This window comes from Sinorhizobium sp. NFACC03 (assembly GCF_900103435.1).
Taxonomy (GTDB): Bacteria; Pseudomonadota; Alphaproteobacteria; order Rhizobiales; family Rhizobiaceae; genus Ensifer.
The window spans coordinates 62,133-76,654 of sequence record NZ_FMXF01000006.1; the positions used below are offsets into that span (position 1 = coordinate 62,133).

The 14,522-nt window shown below is 61.9% G+C and carries 18 protein-coding genes, 1 tRNA gene and 1 riboswitch; of the genes, 4 read left to right on the forward strand and 15 right to left on the reverse strand.

Annotated features, from left to right (window positions below; translation table 11 throughout):
• Positions 1-11: 11 nt before the first annotated feature.
• Complete coding sequence (locus tag BLU35_RS11255; RefSeq protein WP_057254936.1) at positions 12-350, reverse strand: P-II family nitrogen regulator; 339 nt, start codon at positions 348-350, stop codon at positions 12-14.
• A 234-nt stretch (positions 351-584) separates the two neighbouring features.
• Positions 585-1,469, reverse strand: coding sequence for an acyl-CoA thioesterase II (gene tesB / locus BLU35_RS11260; protein ID WP_093233084.1), 885 nt, complete (start codon positions 1,467-1,469; stop codon positions 585-587).
• A gap of 84 nt (positions 1,470-1,553) precedes the next feature.
• Between tesB and BLU35_RS11265 the strand changes: the two genes are divergently transcribed.
• Positions 1,554-2,768 carry a ubiquinone biosynthesis hydroxylase gene (locus BLU35_RS11265; RefSeq protein WP_057254938.1) on the forward strand — a complete coding sequence of 405 codons (1,215 nt, stop codon included), beginning with the start codon at positions 1,554-1,556 and terminating at the stop codon, positions 2,766-2,768.
• Between the two features lie 207 nt (positions 2,769-2,975).
• On the opposite strand, the gene BLU35_RS11270 is transcribed toward BLU35_RS11265, so the two are convergent.
• From BLU35_RS11270 to BLU35_RS11285, 4 genes are all read right to left on the reverse strand, one after another.
• On the reverse strand, positions 2,976-3,164 hold the full coding sequence (locus BLU35_RS11270) for a Trm112 family protein (RefSeq protein WP_057254939.1): 189 nt from the start codon (positions 3,162-3,164) through the stop codon (positions 2,976-2,978).
• Positions 3,165-3,174: 10 nt separating this feature from the next.
• Positions 3,175-3,855, reverse strand: a complete 681-nt coding sequence (locus tag BLU35_RS11275; protein WP_057254940.1) for an LON peptidase substrate-binding domain-containing protein — start codon at positions 3,853-3,855, stop codon at positions 3,175-3,177.
• 196 nt (positions 3,856-4,051) lie between these two features.
• Positions 4,052-5,026, reverse strand: coding sequence for a thioredoxin (trxA, locus tag BLU35_RS11280; protein ID WP_093233085.1), 975 nt, complete (start codon positions 5,024-5,026; stop codon positions 4,052-4,054).
• A gap of 58 nt (positions 5,027-5,084) precedes the next feature.
• Positions 5,085-5,594 (reverse strand): prolyl-tRNA synthetase associated domain-containing protein, encoded by a 510-nt coding sequence (locus BLU35_RS11285; RefSeq protein ID WP_093233086.1) that lies wholly within the window; start codon positions 5,592-5,594, stop codon positions 5,085-5,087.
• A 247-nt stretch (positions 5,595-5,841) separates the two neighbouring features.
• Between BLU35_RS11285 and BLU35_RS11290 the strand changes: the two genes are divergently transcribed.
• Positions 5,842-5,916: transfer RNA gene (locus tag BLU35_RS11290), tRNA-Gly, on the forward strand.
• 173 nt (positions 5,917-6,089) lie between these two features.
• On the opposite strand, the gene BLU35_RS11295 is transcribed toward BLU35_RS11290, so the two are convergent.
• From BLU35_RS11295 to BLU35_RS11335, 9 genes are all read right to left on the reverse strand, one after another.
• Positions 6,090-7,106 (reverse strand): aldose epimerase family protein, encoded by a 1,017-nt coding sequence (locus BLU35_RS11295; RefSeq protein ID WP_093233087.1) that lies wholly within the window; start codon positions 7,104-7,106, stop codon positions 6,090-6,092.
• Positions 7,107-7,266: 160 nt separating this feature from the next.
• Positions 7,267-8,451, reverse strand: coding sequence for a vWA domain-containing protein (locus tag BLU35_RS11300; RefSeq protein WP_093233088.1), 1,185 nt, complete (start codon positions 8,449-8,451; stop codon positions 7,267-7,269).
• 9 nt (positions 8,452-8,460) lie between these two features.
• Positions 8,461-9,387 (reverse strand): homoserine O-acetyltransferase MetA, encoded by a 927-nt coding sequence (gene metA, locus BLU35_RS11305; RefSeq protein ID WP_093233089.1) that lies wholly within the window; start codon positions 9,385-9,387, stop codon positions 8,461-8,463.
• A gap of 60 nt (positions 9,388-9,447) precedes the next feature.
• Positions 9,448-9,525: riboswitch (SAM riboswitch) on the reverse strand.
• Positions 9,526-9,752: 227 nt separating this feature from the next.
• Positions 9,753-10,205, reverse strand: a complete 453-nt coding sequence (locus tag BLU35_RS11310; RefSeq protein WP_093233090.1) for an NUDIX hydrolase — start codon at positions 10,203-10,205, stop codon at positions 9,753-9,755.
• Positions 10,202-11,041: an AAA family ATPase gene (locus BLU35_RS11315; RefSeq protein ID WP_057254947.1), complete on the reverse strand. Its 840-nt coding sequence runs from the start codon at positions 11,039-11,041 to the stop codon at positions 10,202-10,204. The genes BLU35_RS11310 and BLU35_RS11315 overlap by 4 nt, the downstream gene beginning before the upstream one ends.
• A gap of 112 nt (positions 11,042-11,153) precedes the next feature.
• Positions 11,154-11,534, reverse strand: coding sequence for a RidA family protein (locus BLU35_RS11320; protein ID WP_057254948.1), 381 nt, complete (start codon positions 11,532-11,534; stop codon positions 11,154-11,156).
• Between the two features lie 8 nt (positions 11,535-11,542).
• On the reverse strand, positions 11,543-12,148 hold the full coding sequence (gene leuD, locus BLU35_RS11325; RefSeq protein WP_057254949.1) for a 3-isopropylmalate dehydratase small subunit: 606 nt from the start codon (positions 12,146-12,148) through the stop codon (positions 11,543-11,545).
• 154 nt (positions 12,149-12,302) lie between these two features.
• Complete coding sequence (locus tag BLU35_RS11330; protein WP_057254950.1) at positions 12,303-12,734, reverse strand: VOC family protein; 432 nt, start codon at positions 12,732-12,734, stop codon at positions 12,303-12,305.
• Between the two features lie 188 nt (positions 12,735-12,922).
• Positions 12,923-13,177 carry a hypothetical protein gene (locus BLU35_RS11335; protein ID WP_093233091.1) on the reverse strand — a complete coding sequence of 85 codons (255 nt, stop codon included), beginning with the start codon at positions 13,175-13,177 and terminating at the stop codon, positions 12,923-12,925.
• A gap of 125 nt (positions 13,178-13,302) precedes the next feature.
• Between BLU35_RS11335 and BLU35_RS11340 the strand changes: the two genes are divergently transcribed.
• Positions 13,303-14,208, forward strand: coding sequence for an HpcH/HpaI aldolase/citrate lyase family protein (locus BLU35_RS11340; RefSeq protein ID WP_093233092.1), 906 nt, complete (start codon positions 13,303-13,305; stop codon positions 14,206-14,208).
• Positions 14,205-14,411, forward strand: a complete 207-nt coding sequence (locus BLU35_RS11345) for a DUF1737 domain-containing protein (protein WP_057254953.1) — start codon at positions 14,205-14,207, stop codon at positions 14,409-14,411. Before BLU35_RS11340 ends, BLU35_RS11345 begins: the two co-directional genes overlap by 4 nt.
• Positions 14,412-14,522: the final 111 nt, after the last annotated feature.

Below are 14,522 nucleotides of genomic sequence, written 5' to 3' on the forward strand. Positions count from 1 at the left end.
AACGGCGTGATTTACAACGCTTCTGAATCGGTTTCGCCGGTGCGGATGCGCACGGCATGGTCAATGGCGTAGACGAAGATCTTGCCGTCGCCGATCTGGCCGGTCTTGGCGGCTGCGGCGATCGCTTCCACCGCCATGTCGACGAGCTCCGAGGGAACGGCGATTTCGATCTTCAGTTTCGGCAGGAAGCTGACGGCATATTCGGTGCCGCGGTAGATTTCGGTGTGTCCCTTCTGGCGGCCGTAGCCTTTGACTTCGGTCACGGTCAGGCCCTGGATGCCGACAGCAGTGAGGGCTTCGCGAACCTCATCGAGCTTGAACGGCTTGATAATGGCCATCACAATTTTCATCTGGTTTCATCCTTGTTCGCCTCCGGAGGAGGCCATCTCTCCTTGCTGCGGAGCGCCAGTGCGCCGTGCAACCGGATAATGACATTCAAGGGGCGTGCCAGATTCGGATGTCTGTTCTAAGTCTATGAAAAACAATGGGAAAAACGGACGCCGCAGCGACAATGCTGCGGCGCATCAAAAAATCGTCAATTTAGAAGATTAAAAAATAGGCAGATTGAAAAAACTGCCCGTTTTCTATTCAGTTGCCTTTTTCCGGATCAGCCCTTCCTGGGCGACGGAGGCGATCAGCACGCCGGAACGCGTAAAAAGGCTGCCTCTGGTCATCCCGCGGGCACCATGTGCACTCGGACTGTCCTGGGTATAGAGCAGCCAGTCGTCCATCTTGCAGGGGCGGTGGAACCACATGGCGTGATCGAGGCTCGCGACCTGCAGGTTCCGATCGAAGACCGAGGTGCCGTGCGCATAGAGCGAGGTGTCGAGCAGGGTCATGTCGGAGAGATAGGCAAGGATGGCCGCCTGGATATGGCGCTCGTCCGGAACCGTGCCGACCGCCTTGACCCAGACGTCCTGGATCGGCTTGCCGTCGTTACGGATGAAATAGTGGTGCAGCGAGGCCGGGCGGATCTCGATCGGTCGCGGCCGCTCCCAGTAGCGCCGGATCGCTTCCGGCGCATGCACGAGGAATTTCTCCTTCAGCTCCTGTTCGCCCGGCAGGGTTTCCGGCATGGCGAGTTTCGGCATTTCGATCTGGTGGTCGAAACCGTCCTCGTCGTACTGGAAAGAGGCGGACATCGAGAAGATCGCCTTGCCGTGCTGGATGGCGACGACGCGCCTTGTGGCGAAGCTCGAACCGTCGCGGATACGGTCTACCTCGTAGATGATCGGCACGGATGGATCGCCCGGCCGCATGAAATAGGCATGCAGCGAATGGACGAAGCGGTCCGCGTCGACGGTGCGCTGGGCCGCCACCAGTGCTTGGCCGATGACCTGGCCGCCGAAGACCCGCTGCCAGCCGACCTGCGGGCTCAAGCCGCGGAACAGGTTTTCCTCCAGCTTCTCGATATCGAGAATGGCGAGCAGCGCATCCATGGGTGTGGCGGTCTCGGTAGGGCGCGACATTTCGGCTGTCTCCGATGGTAGGAACGTCGATGGCATTGATCTATATAGACATAAAACGATGCTCAAGTGCGACGGAGAAAGCCGATGCTCGATGTCTTGATTGCCGGTGGCGGCTATGTCGGCCTTTCGCTCGCCGTTTCCCTGAAAAAGGCGGCGCCGCATCTCAGCGTCATGGTGATCGACGGCGCGCCGGAAGGCGCCTGGAAGAAGGACCAGCGCGCCTCGGCGGTTGCGTCGGCTGCCGAACGCATGCTCGACGTGCTTGGCGTCTGGGATCAGATCGTGCCGGAGGCGGAGCCGATCCGCCGCATGGTGATTACCGATTCAAAGGCGGCCGATCCGGTGCGCCCTGTGTTCCTGACCTTCGATGGCGACAGCGGCGATGGCCGGCCCTTCGCCCATATGGTGCCGAACACGGCAATGGTCGGCGCGCTGCGCGGGGCGTGCGAGGACCTTGGCGTCGTCAATCGTCAGTCGACGATGGTCGAAACCTTTAAAAGCGGCGACCATGCGGTCGCCATCACGCTCGCCGACGGCGAAGAACTGGAAGCGCGCCTGCTCGTCGCCTGTGACGGCGTACGCTCCAAGCTGCGCGATGCTGCCGGCATCAAGACGGTCGAATTCGACTACGGCCAGTCCGGCATCGTCACGACGGTCGAACACGAACGGCCGCACGAAGGCACGGCGGAGGAGCATTTCCTGCCGGCCGGTCCGTTTGCGACCCTGCCGCTCAAGAACAACCGCTCGTCGCTGGTCTGGACCGAGCGTACCGAGGACGCCGAACGCCTGGTCGCCGGCGACGATTTCCTGTTCGAGGAAGAGTTGGAGCGCCGCTTCGGCCACAAGCTCGGGCACCTGAAGGTGGTCGGCGGACGGCGGGCCTTTCCGCTGGGGCTGACGCTTGCGCGCGATTTTGTCAAACCACGTTTCGCGCTTGCCGGGGACGCGGCCCACGGCATTCATCCGATCTCGGGGCAGGGGCTCAATCTCGGCTTCAAGGACGTGGCGGCGTTGGCGGAAACGATCGTCGAGGCGGATCGCCTCGGGCTCGACATCGGCTCGCTCGCCGTGCTCGAGCGCTACCAGAGCTGGCGGCGGTTCGACACCTTCCGCATGGGGGTGACGACCGACGTGCTCAACCGGCTGTTTTCCAACGATATCACTCCGGTTCGCATCGCCCGCGACTTCGGCCTCGGTCTGGTCGACCGGCTGCCGTCTCTCAAGAATTTCTTCATTCGCCAGGCGGCCGGGATTGCCAGCGAGGCGGATCCGCGGCTCTTGTCGGGCGAGCCGATCTGAACATCGACCTGAGGATTGCCCCTCACCCTAGCCCTCTCCCCGCAAGCGGGGCGAGGGGACTCGGTCGAATGCGTGGCACTGTCTTGATGTCGAAGAGAAGAGGTTGGCGCCGAGTGCGCCACGAGGTTCCTTCTCGCCTGCGGGGAGAAGGTGGCCGGCAGGCCGGATGAGGGGCAACTACCTCTCAACGAGGTGGCGGCCGCGCCCTCAATCCTCGATCTTGCGGGCTTCCGAGACCAGCATGATCGGCACGCCGTCGCGTATCGGATAGGCGAGGCGGGCCTTTTCCGAGATGAGTTCGTTGGCTTCGGCGTGGTAGCTGAGGCGCCCCTTGGTCAGCGGGCAGACGAGCAGTTCAAGCAGTTTCGGATCGACCTTGCTGGCGTTGATATCCATTATCCGTCGCTCACTGCAGGATGCTGTCCATATCGCCGAAGTCGCGCGCGAGCACGATCTCGGTGATGGCGATCAGGGTTTCCGCGCGCGTCTTGAGGTCGGGCGCTTCGAGCAGCGCCTGTTTTTCTGCGGGGCCGTAGGGCGACATCATCGCCATGGAATTGACCAGGGTACGGTTGCTCGCCCGTTCGACGCTTTCCCAATCGGCCTTGAGCTTGTTGGCTTCGAGATAGGCCTTGAAGGCGGCAAGCAGAGCTGCCCGGTCGACGAGGGTTTCATCGTCGCGGTTTTCGAGATCGGCGGCAAAGGGGCCGATGCGGAAACGGCGGTAACCGCGCGTCGCTGAGACTTCCGAAAACAGCCGGTAGCGGCAGACGCCGGTGAGCGAGGTGATGTAGCGGCCATCGCCGGTCTCGGCGAAGGAGGTGATGCGGCCGATGCAGCCGACCTCGCAGAGCGCCTGCATCGGACCGGTGGCAGTTTCGCTGCGGCCTTCGCAGAAGGAGGGTTGCACGATGCCGATCAGGCGGTTGCCGGAGAGCGCGTCATCGAGCATGGCAAGGTAGCGCGGTTCGAAGATGTTGAGCGGAAGCTGGGCGCCGGGAAGCAGCAGCGCACCGGTCAGCGGAAACACCGGAATGATCTCCGGCAAGTCCTTCGGACCGAGATAGCGTGCATTTCCGACGTGCATTTTCCGATAGACCTTGCAGATGTCCGCTCTTGCCCCGCCAAGGAAGCGTGGTCAACCAGACCAAAAGATGGTGCATTCCTTGAAAATCTCAAGGGACGAGCACACCGATCTTCATGGGTGAATGTGGATCGTGATCAGACGCACTTACGAAAAAGGGGCGCAACAGCGCCCCTCCTCGAAAAAAATGCCGGACGGCTCAGGAGAACAGGATCGACGAGAGCTTGCGCCGTGCGGCGATCGTTGCCGGATCCTTCGGTCCCCAGACCTCGAAGAAGGCGAGCAACTCGCGCCGCGCGCCGTCGTCGTCGAAAGCCCGATCGCGCTTCATGACGGTCAGCAGGTGATCGGCCGCAGCCGTCCGGTCGCCTTCGACATTGCGGATCTTGGCAAGCAGCACGCGCGCTTCGTGATCATCGGGGTTTGCTGCCAGGCGCCGTTCGAACTCATTGGGATCGCCGAGCTTGCGGGCTTCCTCGATCTGGTCGAGCTTCTTGCCGATGGCCGCAATGCCTGCGTCCTTGGCAAGGTCTTCCGGCAGGCCGGAGAGCGCTTCGCGGGCTTCGGCGACCTGGCCGAGCGCGATCATGCAATCGACCATGCCGGCAATCGCCACGACGTTTTCGGGGTCCGCCTGCAGCACGGCGCCGTAGAGGCCGGCGGCGTTCTGGGCGTCACCGGCGTCGATGAGCGCCTTGGCATCGGCGAGAACCGCTTCGATCTCGGCCTTGCTGTCGTCGACGGCGGGGCCGGCAATCTTTTCGATGAATTGCTTGATCTGGCTTTCCGGCACCGCGCCCATGAAACCATCGACGGGACGCCCGCCGACGAAGGCGATGACGGCGGGGATCGACTGGATGCCGAGCTGTCCGGCGATCGAGGGATGATCGTCGATGTTCATCTTCACGAGCTTGACGCGGCCTGCGGCTTCCGTGACCACCTTTTCGATGACGGGGGTCAGCTGCTTGCACGGGCCGCACCAGGGCGCCCAGAAATCGACGAGAACCGGCTGCTGCCTGGAGGCGTCGAGCACGTCCTTGGTGAAGTTGGCAGTGGTGGTTTCCTTGATCAGGTCACCGTCCGACGCGGCCGCCGGCGCCGGCTGACCGAAAGAGGCCGAAGCCGTCATCTGAGTGCCGAAAGACCCTGCATAGGGATTGTCGCTGCCCGTCATTCTTCTCTCCTCGCCGGCTCGTCTGCCAGCTTACTGCATTCGCGCCAAAGATCGTATGTCAGGCCGTGACTTTCAAGACAAGCGGTTCGTGTCCGGTCGCTTCCATGAAGCGCAGCAGATCGCTGGATGCGATCGAGGTCGTCGCGTCATTGGAGAGCGGATGGCAGTTGACGATGTCGAACTTCATCAGCTCCTCGTCGAGGATCATCTTGACGTTGCCCTCGGTGTCATTGATCGCGCCGAAGGCGGTCACGGCACCTGGAATGACGCCCAGATATTCCATCAGCTTCTCCGGCTTGCCGAAGGACACCTTGCTTGCCGCACCGATCACCTGGTGAACGGTCTTCAGGTCCACCGTCGCGTGTTCCTCGACGGTGAGCAGGAAATAGTTGTCCTTCTTGTCCTTCACGAAAAGGTTTTTCGTGTGGCCGCCAGGGATCTCGTCACGCAGCGCCACCGATTCGGCGACGGTGAACACCGGCTCGTGGCTCTTGGTTTTATGCTCGATCCCAAGTCCGTCGAGAAAATGAAAGAGGTCTTCGGCGGTCTTCGGCTGTGATTCACTCATGATTCTCATCCCTTGGGCATTCGTTTCGCCTCTGCTTTAGGGGAGAAGCCGGTGGCCGCGCAATCTCACAGGCGGCGGCAGCGGCCGAAAACGCGGCATTTCCGGGCTTCGCGAGGGGTCTCCAAAAAAATATTCGATTTCTCGTCATTTCCCTGTTGCATTCCAAAATCGCTTAGGCCATATACCGCCCGTCGCCGCAAGACAGCGACGCCACGGTCCACCGACTACCCCGGACCGCGGTTTATGAGCGGGTGTAGCTCAGGGGTAGAGCACAACCTTGCCAAGGTTGGGGTCGGGCGTTCGAATCGCCTCACCCGCTCCAATTTCTCCCAACCACTTCATTTCACTGTTATTTTGGAAATGAACGGCATCCGCCGTCAGGCGCCGGATGCTTCGCCATGCGAACACCTGTGGCGATCGGACAGCACGACGGTCCTTTGGAACGTTCGCCGTCCCTCCCCTTGTCGCTAGAGATCGTCGACGCCCGCGCGCCACTCAGCTCTTCATGAAGACGTAGTCCGTTTCCTGCCGACGGATCTCGCCGGGGCGAAGCACTGCATTCGGGAAGCCGGCATGGTTGATGGCGTCCGGCCAGATTTGGGTTTCCAGGCAGAAGCCGGCAAATGGGCCGTAGCGGCGTCCCTCGAGGCCGGGCACGGGGATGTCGAGCTTTGCGCCGGTATAGAGCTGCACACCAGGCTCGGTCGTCAGCACTTCGAGCGTGACGCCGGAATTGATGCTGCGGGCAAGCGCCACCGAATGTTTCGCCATGGGCTCGTTCGAAAGGCAGAAATTGTGGTCGTAGCTGATGCGTTCACCTTCGGTCTGGCGACGCATCGACGTCATTTCGCGGAGATCGAAGGCGGTGCCCTCGACCGCACGGATCTCGCCCGTCGGCACCTGGCGTTCGTTGGTCGGCAGGTAGTGGTCGGCGGCGATCATGATGTCGTGTCCGAGCGCGTCGACAGTGCCGTCGAGATTGAAGTAGCTGTGCTGGCAGACATTGGCGAGCGTCGGCCGGTCGGTCTCGCTCTCGTAGACGACGCTCAAGACGCCGCCGGGCTTCACCGCGTAGGTGCAAGTGACCTTGCAGTTGCCGGGATAGCCGGCGCGTCCATCCGGATCGGTAATGCTGAGCGTCACGCTATCAGGCGTCTGGCGGACGATCGTCCAGTTGCGCTTGCCGATATTGTCGCTGCCGCCGTGCAGGTGGGTGACACCCTTCTCGTTCAGTTCGAGCTGGTAGGTCTCACCGTCGAGCGTGAAGCGCCCGTCGGCGATCCGGTTGGCGCAGCGCCCCGGTGTCGCGCCGAGATAGGGCGAATGGGCGAGATAGCTTTCGAGATCGGCGAAACCGAGCACCAATGGCGGCTCATGGCCTTCCAGGCGCAGGTCCTGGATCACCGAGCCCCAGGTCAAGACATGGGCGGTGAGGCCGCCACCGGAGAGCACCATACGATGGACCGGCTCGCCGGACGGCAGATGGCCGAAGATTTCCGTGTTCTGATGCATGTTCACCGCTGGCTCCCTCTTCGCGACCGCAGCAACCTGCGTCATTTCCAAAGGCACGGCAACCGGAAAATCATACTAAATGGGGCCTTGCTTCGTCTCTGGCCTGAGGGCAAAAACGTCTAGCTATTCAAGGTGCTACAGCGACCTCTCTGCGGTCATGTCAGCGCGATAGCTGCTTGGTGGCATCCTGCAGGCCGGCGAGCGTCAAAGGGAACATCCGCCCCTCGAACAGGCTCTTCACCATGCCGATCGACTGGGTGTAGCCCCAGTGCTGTTCGGGCACGGGATTGATCCAGATCGAACGCGGAAAATGCGCTGTCATGCGCGAAAGCCAGAGTGCGCCCGCCTCGTCGTTCCAATGTTCGACCGAGCCGCCGGGATGGCTGATCTCATAGGGGCTCATAGACGCGTCGCCGACGAAGATGGCGCGATAGTCGCCGCCATAGGTGCGCAGCACTTCGGTGGTGCGGGTGATGTCGACACGGCGGCGGCGGTTGTCCTTCCACAGGCCCTCATAGACGCAGTTATGGAAGTAGAAATGCTCCATGTGGCGAAACTCGCCTCGGGCGGCTGAAAACAGTTCCTCGACGATGCGGATGTGATCGTCCATCGAGCCGCCGATATCGAAGAACATCAGCAGCTTGACCGCATTGCGGCGTTCGGGCCGCGTCACCACGTCGAGATAGCCGTGCTCGGCGGTGGCGCGGATCGTGCCGGAAAGGTCGAGTTCGTCGGCTGCGCCCTGGCGTACCCAGCGCCTCAGCCTTTTCAGCGCCACCTTGATGTTGCGCGTGCCGAGCTCGACGGTGTCGTCGTAGTCTTTGAATTCGCGCCGATCCCAGACCTTGACGGCGCGGCGGTGGCGCGACTGGTCCTGGCCGATCCTGACCCCTTCGGGATTGTAGCCATAGGCGCCGAACGGTGAGGTCCCGGCAGTGCCGATCCATTTCGAGCCGCCCTGATGCCGGCTTTGCTGCTCCCGAAGCCGTTGGCGCAGGGTTTCCATCAGCTTGTCGAAACCGCCGAGGGCTTCGATCAGGCGCTTTTCTTCCTCGGTCAGGTGTTTTTCCGCGAGCTTGCGCAGCCAGTCCTCGGGGATGACGGCCTCTTCGCCCGTCTCCATGGGATTGACCGCCTCGAGCCCGGAGAAGCAGTGCTGGAACACCCGGTCGAAGCGGTCGATATGGCGCTCGTCCTTCACCAGCGCCGTGCGCGCCAGGAAGTAGAAGGCTTCGACGTCGAAGGTGGCGATGCCCGCCTCCATCCCCTCGATCAGCGACAGGAATTCCCGGAGCGTCACCGGAACTTTCGCCGCCTTGAGTTCGAGGAAGAAGGGGACGAACATCGCTAAGCCTCAGCTTTCTCCGGTGCCGATCTCTGCGAGATCATAGGGCGTCGTCTGGTACATCTCGTTGATCCAGTTGCCGAAGAAAAGATGCGCATGGCTGCGCCAGCGGTTCTGCGGCGGCAGGGTCGAATCGTTGTGCGGGAAATAGTCGTGCGGCATCTTGATCGGCACGCCTGCGTCCACGTCGCGAAAATATTCGTCCGACAGCGAGGTCGAATCATACTCCACGTGGTTGAACATGTAGAGCCGATTGCCCTTTTTCTCGTGCACGAGGCAGACGCCCATCTCCTTCGATTCCATCAGGATTTCGAGGCTGGGCACCTTGTCGATGTCGGCACGCCTGACCTCGGTCCAACGCGAGACGGGGACGGCGAAGTCGTCGGAGAAGCCGTTGAGATAGACGGACGAGCGATTGAGGTTCTGGTGGCGGTAGACGCCGAAGGCCTTCTCGTTCAGCGGATACTTCGGCACGTCGTGGAAATGGTAGATCGCCGCCATCGCCCCCCAGCAGACATTGAGCGTCGAATGCACGTTGGTCTCCGTCCAATCGAGGATGCGCTTCAATTCGTTCCAATAGGTGACGTCCTCGTATTCGAGCGTCTCGACCGGCGCGCCGGTGATGATGAAGCCGTCAAACTTGCGGCCCTTCACCTCGTCCCAGGTCTCGTAGAAAGAAAGCAGGTGATCTTCCGAGGTGTTCTTCGCCCGGTGGGCGCCGATGCGCACCAGCGACAATTCCACCTGCAGCGGTGAGGCGCCGATCAGGCGTGCCATTTGGATCTCGGTCTTGATCTTGTTCGGCATGAGGTTCAGGAGCCCGATCTGGAGCGGGCGGATATCCTGACGGATCGCCACGGTCTCGGTCATTACCCGTACACCCTCATGCACGAGGGTTTCGAAAGCGGGCAGCGTATCGGGAATCTTGATGGGCATGGGCTTCACTCGATCAATACAAAAAAACCGGCGGCGATTGATCGCGACCGGTCCTCGGAAATCCAACTTTCCTCGGCCCTTTAGCGACTTGTTTAACGTGGCTGCAAGCCGGCCGGCCAAATCACCACGGGGAATTTGATAGCGCGACTGGGGCGCGGGGGTCAAGAAAAACGATTCGGGCGGTCGGGCGGCCCCTCATCCCGCTGCCGCGACCTTCTCCCCGCAGGCGGGGAGAAGGGAGCTTGTGGCACCCGCTCGCGCCTCCCAGGGGCCGATCATTTCCGTTCCAGAAAGAAGCCCGGACATCATTGTCTCGCGGCGACCGTCGCCATTTCCGTCCCCTCTCCCCGGCTGCGGGGAGAGGGCTAGGGTGAGGGGCAACTTCCGTGCGTGTGAAGATAATCTAGGCCGTCCTGCATGCCGTATCCGAGCCGACGGCTAGCCTCGTCTAAGCCGAGCCAGAAGAAGCGAAAGCGGATCGGCGCACCACCGCCAAAGGGCGTCATTTCATGGTGCAGCCAGGTTTTCTGTTGCTCGCCGGCAAGGGCGACATGAAAATAGTGCCGGCGATGGCAGATGGTCTGGCCTTCCTTCCGGAAGGAGTAGTCCTTCGTGACGAGATGGGTGAGGGCCCGCGATGGCGTCAGCCCGGTCTCTTCCACGAATTCCCGCAAGGCGGCAGCTTCAGGGCTTTCGTCCGGCTCCATCGTGCCGCCGGGTACCTGCAACTCGATTTCGGGAAAGTCCGGCTCGTCGAAGACCAGCAGGTGGTCCTGCCAGGTGGCGTAGATCAGGACCTTGTGGGCGTCCGGCCTCATCCGTCGCGGCGCGCCATGAAGGCCAGGCGCTCGAAGAGATGCACGTCCTGCTCGTTCTTCAACAGCGCCCCGTGCAGCTTCGGCAGCATGGTCTTGGCGTCGACGCGGAGGTCGGCCGGATCGACCTCGTCGGCGACAAGCAGGCGGATCCAGTCGAGCGCTTCGGAGGTGGACGGCTTCTTCTTGAGGCCCGGCACCTGGCGGATGTCGTAGAAGGCGGCAAGGGCCGCAGATAGCAGCGTTTTGCGGATGCCGGGATAGTGCACCTCGACGATGCGCGCGAGCGTTTCGGCATCGGGGAAGCGGATATAGTGGAAGAAGCAGCGACGCAGGAAGGCGTCCGGCAGTTCCTTCTCGTTGTTGGAGGTGATGATGACGATCGGCCGGTGACGGGCGCCGATCATCTCGCCGGTCTCGTAGACATGGAATTCCATGCGGTCGAGTTCCTGCAAGAGGTCGTTCGGAAACTCGATGTCGGCCTTGTCGATCTCGTCGATCAGAAGCACCACGCGACGGTCGGCCTCGAAGGCCTGCCAGAGCTTGCCCTTGCGGATATAGTTCCTGACCTCGTTGACGCGCTCGTCGCCGAGCTGGCTGTCGCGCAGGCGCGACACGGCATCATACTCGTAAAGGCCCTGCTGCGCCTTGGTCGTCGACTTGACGCTCCATTCGATCAGATCGAGGCCAAGGGCAGCGGCAATCTGGCGGGCAAGCTCGGTCTTGCCGGTGCCGGGTTCACCCTTGACGAGCAGCGGCCGCTCCAGCCGGATCGCAGCATTGACGGCGATCATCAGGTCCTTGTCGGCGATGTAATCTGCGGTGCCTTCGAATTGCATAATCGTCTTCCGGTTCAGCATAGGTCTAGCAGGCGGTGTCCATGGACTATCGCATATTGGCCAAAATCGGAATCGATTTGAGAAGAGATGGCGTGAGCAGAAAAGCTCGGTCTCAGCCGCGGAGGGCGGTGACTTCGATCTCGATCAGCATTTCCGGGCGGATCAGATCGCAGACGATCATGGTTGCGGCCGGACGGATCTCGCCGAAGACTTCGCCGAAGATCGGGAACACCCGGTCGGCGAAGCTGGCATCGGTGACGTAGTAGTGATTGCGCACCACGTCTTTGAGCGAGAAGCCCGCTTCCTTCAGTGCGCCCTCGATCGTCTTCAGGCAATTGCGCGCCTGCTCTTCCACCGTTTCGGGCATGGTCATGGTGGCATAGTCGTAGCCGGTCGTGCCGGAGACGAAGCACCAGTCGCCCATCGCGACGGCACGCGAATAGCCTGCCGTCTTTTCGAAGGGCGAACCCGAAGAGATGAGCTTGCGCGCCATGTCTCGCTTTAAGCCCAGGGGCGCGAGGCGCCGACCGTCTTCTCGAAGCTGTCGATCGCAGTTGCCTTTTCCAGCGTCAGGCCGATATCGTCGAGGCCGTTCAGCAGGCAGTGGCGCTTGAAGGCATCGACCTCGAACTTGACCGAGCCGCCGTCCGGGCCGGTGATTTCCTGGGATTCCAGGTCGACCGAGAGGATGGCGTTGGAGCCGCGCGAAGCGTCGTCCATCAGCTTGTCGAGGTCGGCCTGGCTCACGACGATCGGCAGAATGCCGTTCTTAAAACAGTTGTTGTAGAAGATGTCGGCAAAGGACGTGGAGATCACGCAGCGGATGCCGAAGTCGAGCAGCGCCCAGGGGGCATGCTCGCGCGAGGAGCCGCAGCCGAAGTTGTCGCCGGCAACCAGGATCTTGGCGTTCTGGTAGGCGGGTTTGTTGAGCACGAAGTCCGGGTTGACCGAGCCATCCTCATTGTAGCGGGCTTCGGCGAAAAGACCCTTGCCTAGGCCGGTGCGCTTGATCGTCTTCAGGTAATCCTTCGGAATGATCATGTCCGTGTCGATGTTGACGACGGGGAGGGGGGCGGCGACACCGGTGAGCTTGACGAATTTTTCCATAACTTCAGGCCTTCGATTTCAGAAGAATGTTGCGCTAGCGTTTAGATGAGTTTTGCGCCGAAATGAAGGAAAATCTATCCAAACACGCTTCGCCGGGCGGGTGAAAATGCCCGCCCGGTGAAAGCTTCGCCCGGATTTCGATTGTCGGGAAGCCTCAGCCTGCCTTCACCGGGCTGTTCATGGCCCAGAGAACGCCGAAGGGATCGCGGAGCTGGCCGTAGCGGTCGCCCCAGAACATCACCTCGATCGGCATCACCACCTCGGCGCCGGCGGCAACGGCGCGGTCCCACCAGGCATCGATGTCCTCGACGGTGAGCGTCAAGGTAAAGGCCTGCGGCTTTTCCAGCGGATGGCCATATTCCGGATAGGCATCCGCCAGCATCAGCGAGCTGCCGTTGACGTAGAGATGGATGTGCATCGTCCGGCCCTGCTCGTCGAGCGGATGCCGGTTGACCTCCTTGGCGCCGAAGGCGCGCTGGTAGAATTCGGATGCCTTGGCGGCGCCATCGACCTGAAGATAGGGCAGAAGCCCGTTCAGGACCGGTGCCGGCTGCTTCGTTTCGGTTTGCTGCGTCTCAGTGTCCATGTCGTTCTCCATCCTGTTCGAAGAGCCAGGACCGTGCTGGCCTGCCTCAAGGACGGACATGGAGCGATGGATCCGACACGGGGATGGAAAAATTTCGCAGCCGGCTGAATGGCAGCTCTCGAGAAACAGCAAAAGGCTTCGAGCCGATTACGGATCGGCCCGATTGCGGATCACTACGATCGCCGGGATCAGAGGTCGATGATCGTGCCGCGACCGTCGTTCCAGATGCGCATCTCGCGCTGGCCGTGGGCGGCAGCGGCGGCGGCCGGACGGGCGGTGGTGCGGGCCGGCCTGAGGTTCAGCCGGGCGGCAATCGCGCTGCCGATCACGACGACGGCGGCGATGCCGGCCAGTGCCAGCGCCAGCGAGGCGGTCAGAACGAAGGCCGCAAACGTGATGGTCAGGGCTGCGGCCGTGAAGAGAACAGAGCGAATGCTTTGCATAATCGTCACCTTTCTGATGGCGATGTGGGGGCTCCTCCCCGCACTTGCAAGAGGCGGCTTTGCGAAAGGGGTGCGGCGGTTCGCCTCGTCTTGCGGAACGAGGCAAAGGCGGGCACAACTGAAACATGAGCAAATCGATCGAACATCACCCGGTGCGCCTGCGTCGCTCGGTGCTATCGGTGCCGGCCGACAATGCCCGCGCGCTTGCCAAGGTCGCTGAACTCGCGACCGATGCCGCGATCTTCGATCTCGAGGATGCGGTTGCGCCTGAGCGCAAGATGGAAGCACGCGAGGCGCTGGTTCGGCATCTGACGACGAACCGGCCGGATTGTGAGATCGTCATCCGCATCAATGCGCTCGGTTCCGGCTTTGGCCAGGACGATCTCGCCGCGGTGCTTGCGGCGAAGCCCGACGCCATTCTTCTGCCGAAGGTCGAAAGCCCGGCGGATATCCAGGCGGCGGCCGACTGGCTGGCCGAAAACGATGCGCCGGAGACGCTGCGTCTCTGGGCGATGATCGAGACGCCGCGCGGTGTCATCAACGCGCCTCTTATCGCCGAGACCGGCCGCACCTTCGGCGGCCGGCTCGATTGTTTCGTCGTTGGTCTCAACGACCTGCGCAAGGACACCGGCGTTCCGGATCGCCCCGGCCGTCCCTATCTGATCCCCTGGCTGATGCAGATCCTGCTGGCGGCGCGCGGCGGCGGGCTCGACGTCATCGACGCCGTGTTCAACGATTTTCGCGACGCTGATGGATTCGACGAGGAATGCCGGCAGGGCCGCGACATGGGCTATGACGGCAAGATGCTGATCCACCCGGCCCAGATCGGCCCGGCGAACGAACGTTTCGGCGTCGAGCAGATCGCCGTCGACGAGGCGCGCGCGATCATCGCTGCCTTTGCGCTCTCGGAAAACGCCGGCAAGGGCGTCATCAATCTCAACGGACGGATGGTCGAGCGGCTGCACCTCGATCAGGCCGTGATGCTCGCCGCCAAGGCGGATCTCATCGAAAAACGAAAGACAAAATCTTGAAACTCTATCGCTTCCTGACCGGTCCCGACGACGCTTCCTTCTGTCACAAGGTGACGGCAGCGCTGAACCAGGGCTGGAGCCTGCACGGCTCGCCCACCTATGCCTTCAATGCCGATACGCAGCACATGCAGTGCGGCCAGGCGGTGTTCAAGGAGGTCGAGGGCAAGGATTACACCCCGGATATCAAGCTGTCGGAACAGTAGTCGAGGCTGTTTGCCGTCGTGCAAGTTTGCCCCTCACCCTAACCCTCTCCCCGCAAGCGGGGCGAGGGGACGCGGTTGATGCTCGCAATCGGCGTGTGAGGCCTGTTTTCT

Coding starts and splice junctions, on each gene's coding strand:
- BLU35_RS11285 (WP_093233086.1), bottom strand. CDS start 5,594: ATGAGTGAATCACAGCCGAAGACCGCCGAAGACCTCTTTCATTTTCTC.
- BLU35_RS11310 (WP_093233090.1), bottom strand. CDS start 10,205: ATGAGGCCGGACGCCCACAAGGTCCTGATCTACGCCACCTGGCAGGAC.
- BLU35_RS11270 (WP_057254939.1), bottom strand. CDS start 3,164: ATGGATATCAACGCCAGCAAGGTCGATCCGAAACTGCTTGAACTGCTC.
- BLU35_RS11340 (WP_093233092.1), top strand. CDS start 13,303: ATGAGCAAATCGATCGAACATCACCCGGTGCGCCTGCGTCGCTCGGTG.
- leuD (WP_057254949.1), bottom strand. CDS start 12,148: ATGGAAAAATTCGTCAAGCTCACCGGTGTCGCCGCCCCCCTCCCCGTC.
- BLU35_RS11335 (WP_093233091.1), bottom strand. CDS start 13,177: ATGCAAAGCATTCGCTCTGTTCTCTTCACGGCCGCAGCCCTGACCATC.
- tesB (WP_093233084.1), bottom strand. CDS start 1,469: ATGTCGCGCCCTACCGAGACCGCCACACCCATGGATGCGCTGCTCGCC.
- trxA (WP_093233085.1), bottom strand. CDS start 5,026: ATGACGGGCAGCGACAATCCCTATGCAGGGTCTTTCGGCACTCAGATG.
- BLU35_RS11315 (WP_057254947.1), bottom strand. CDS start 11,041: ATGCAATTCGAAGGCACCGCAGATTACATCGCCGACAAGGACCTGATG.
- metA (WP_093233089.1), bottom strand. CDS start 9,387: ATGCCCATCAAGATTCCCGATACGCTGCCCGCTTTCGAAACCCTCGTG.
- BLU35_RS11330 (WP_057254950.1), bottom strand. CDS start 12,734: ATGGACACTGAGACGCAGCAAACCGAAACGAAGCAGCCGGCACCGGTC.
- BLU35_RS11295 (WP_093233087.1), bottom strand. CDS start 7,106: ATGCATCAGAACACGGAAATCTTCGGCCATCTGCCGTCCGGCGAGCCG.
- BLU35_RS11255 (WP_057254936.1), bottom strand. CDS start 350: ATGAAAATTGTGATGGCCATTATCAAGCCGTTCAAGCTCGATGAGGTT.
- BLU35_RS11275 (WP_057254940.1), bottom strand. CDS start 3,855: ATGCACGTCGGAAATGCACGCTATCTCGGTCCGAAGGACTTGCCGGAG.
- BLU35_RS11265 (WP_057254938.1), top strand. CDS start 1,554: ATGCTCGATGTCTTGATTGCCGGTGGCGGCTATGTCGGCCTTTCGCTC.
- BLU35_RS11300 (WP_093233088.1), bottom strand. CDS start 8,451: ATGTTCGTCCCCTTCTTCCTCGAACTCAAGGCGGCGAAAGTTCCGGTG.
- BLU35_RS11320 (WP_057254948.1), bottom strand. CDS start 11,534: ATGGCGCGCAAGCTCATCTCTTCGGGTTCGCCCTTCGAAAAGACGGCA.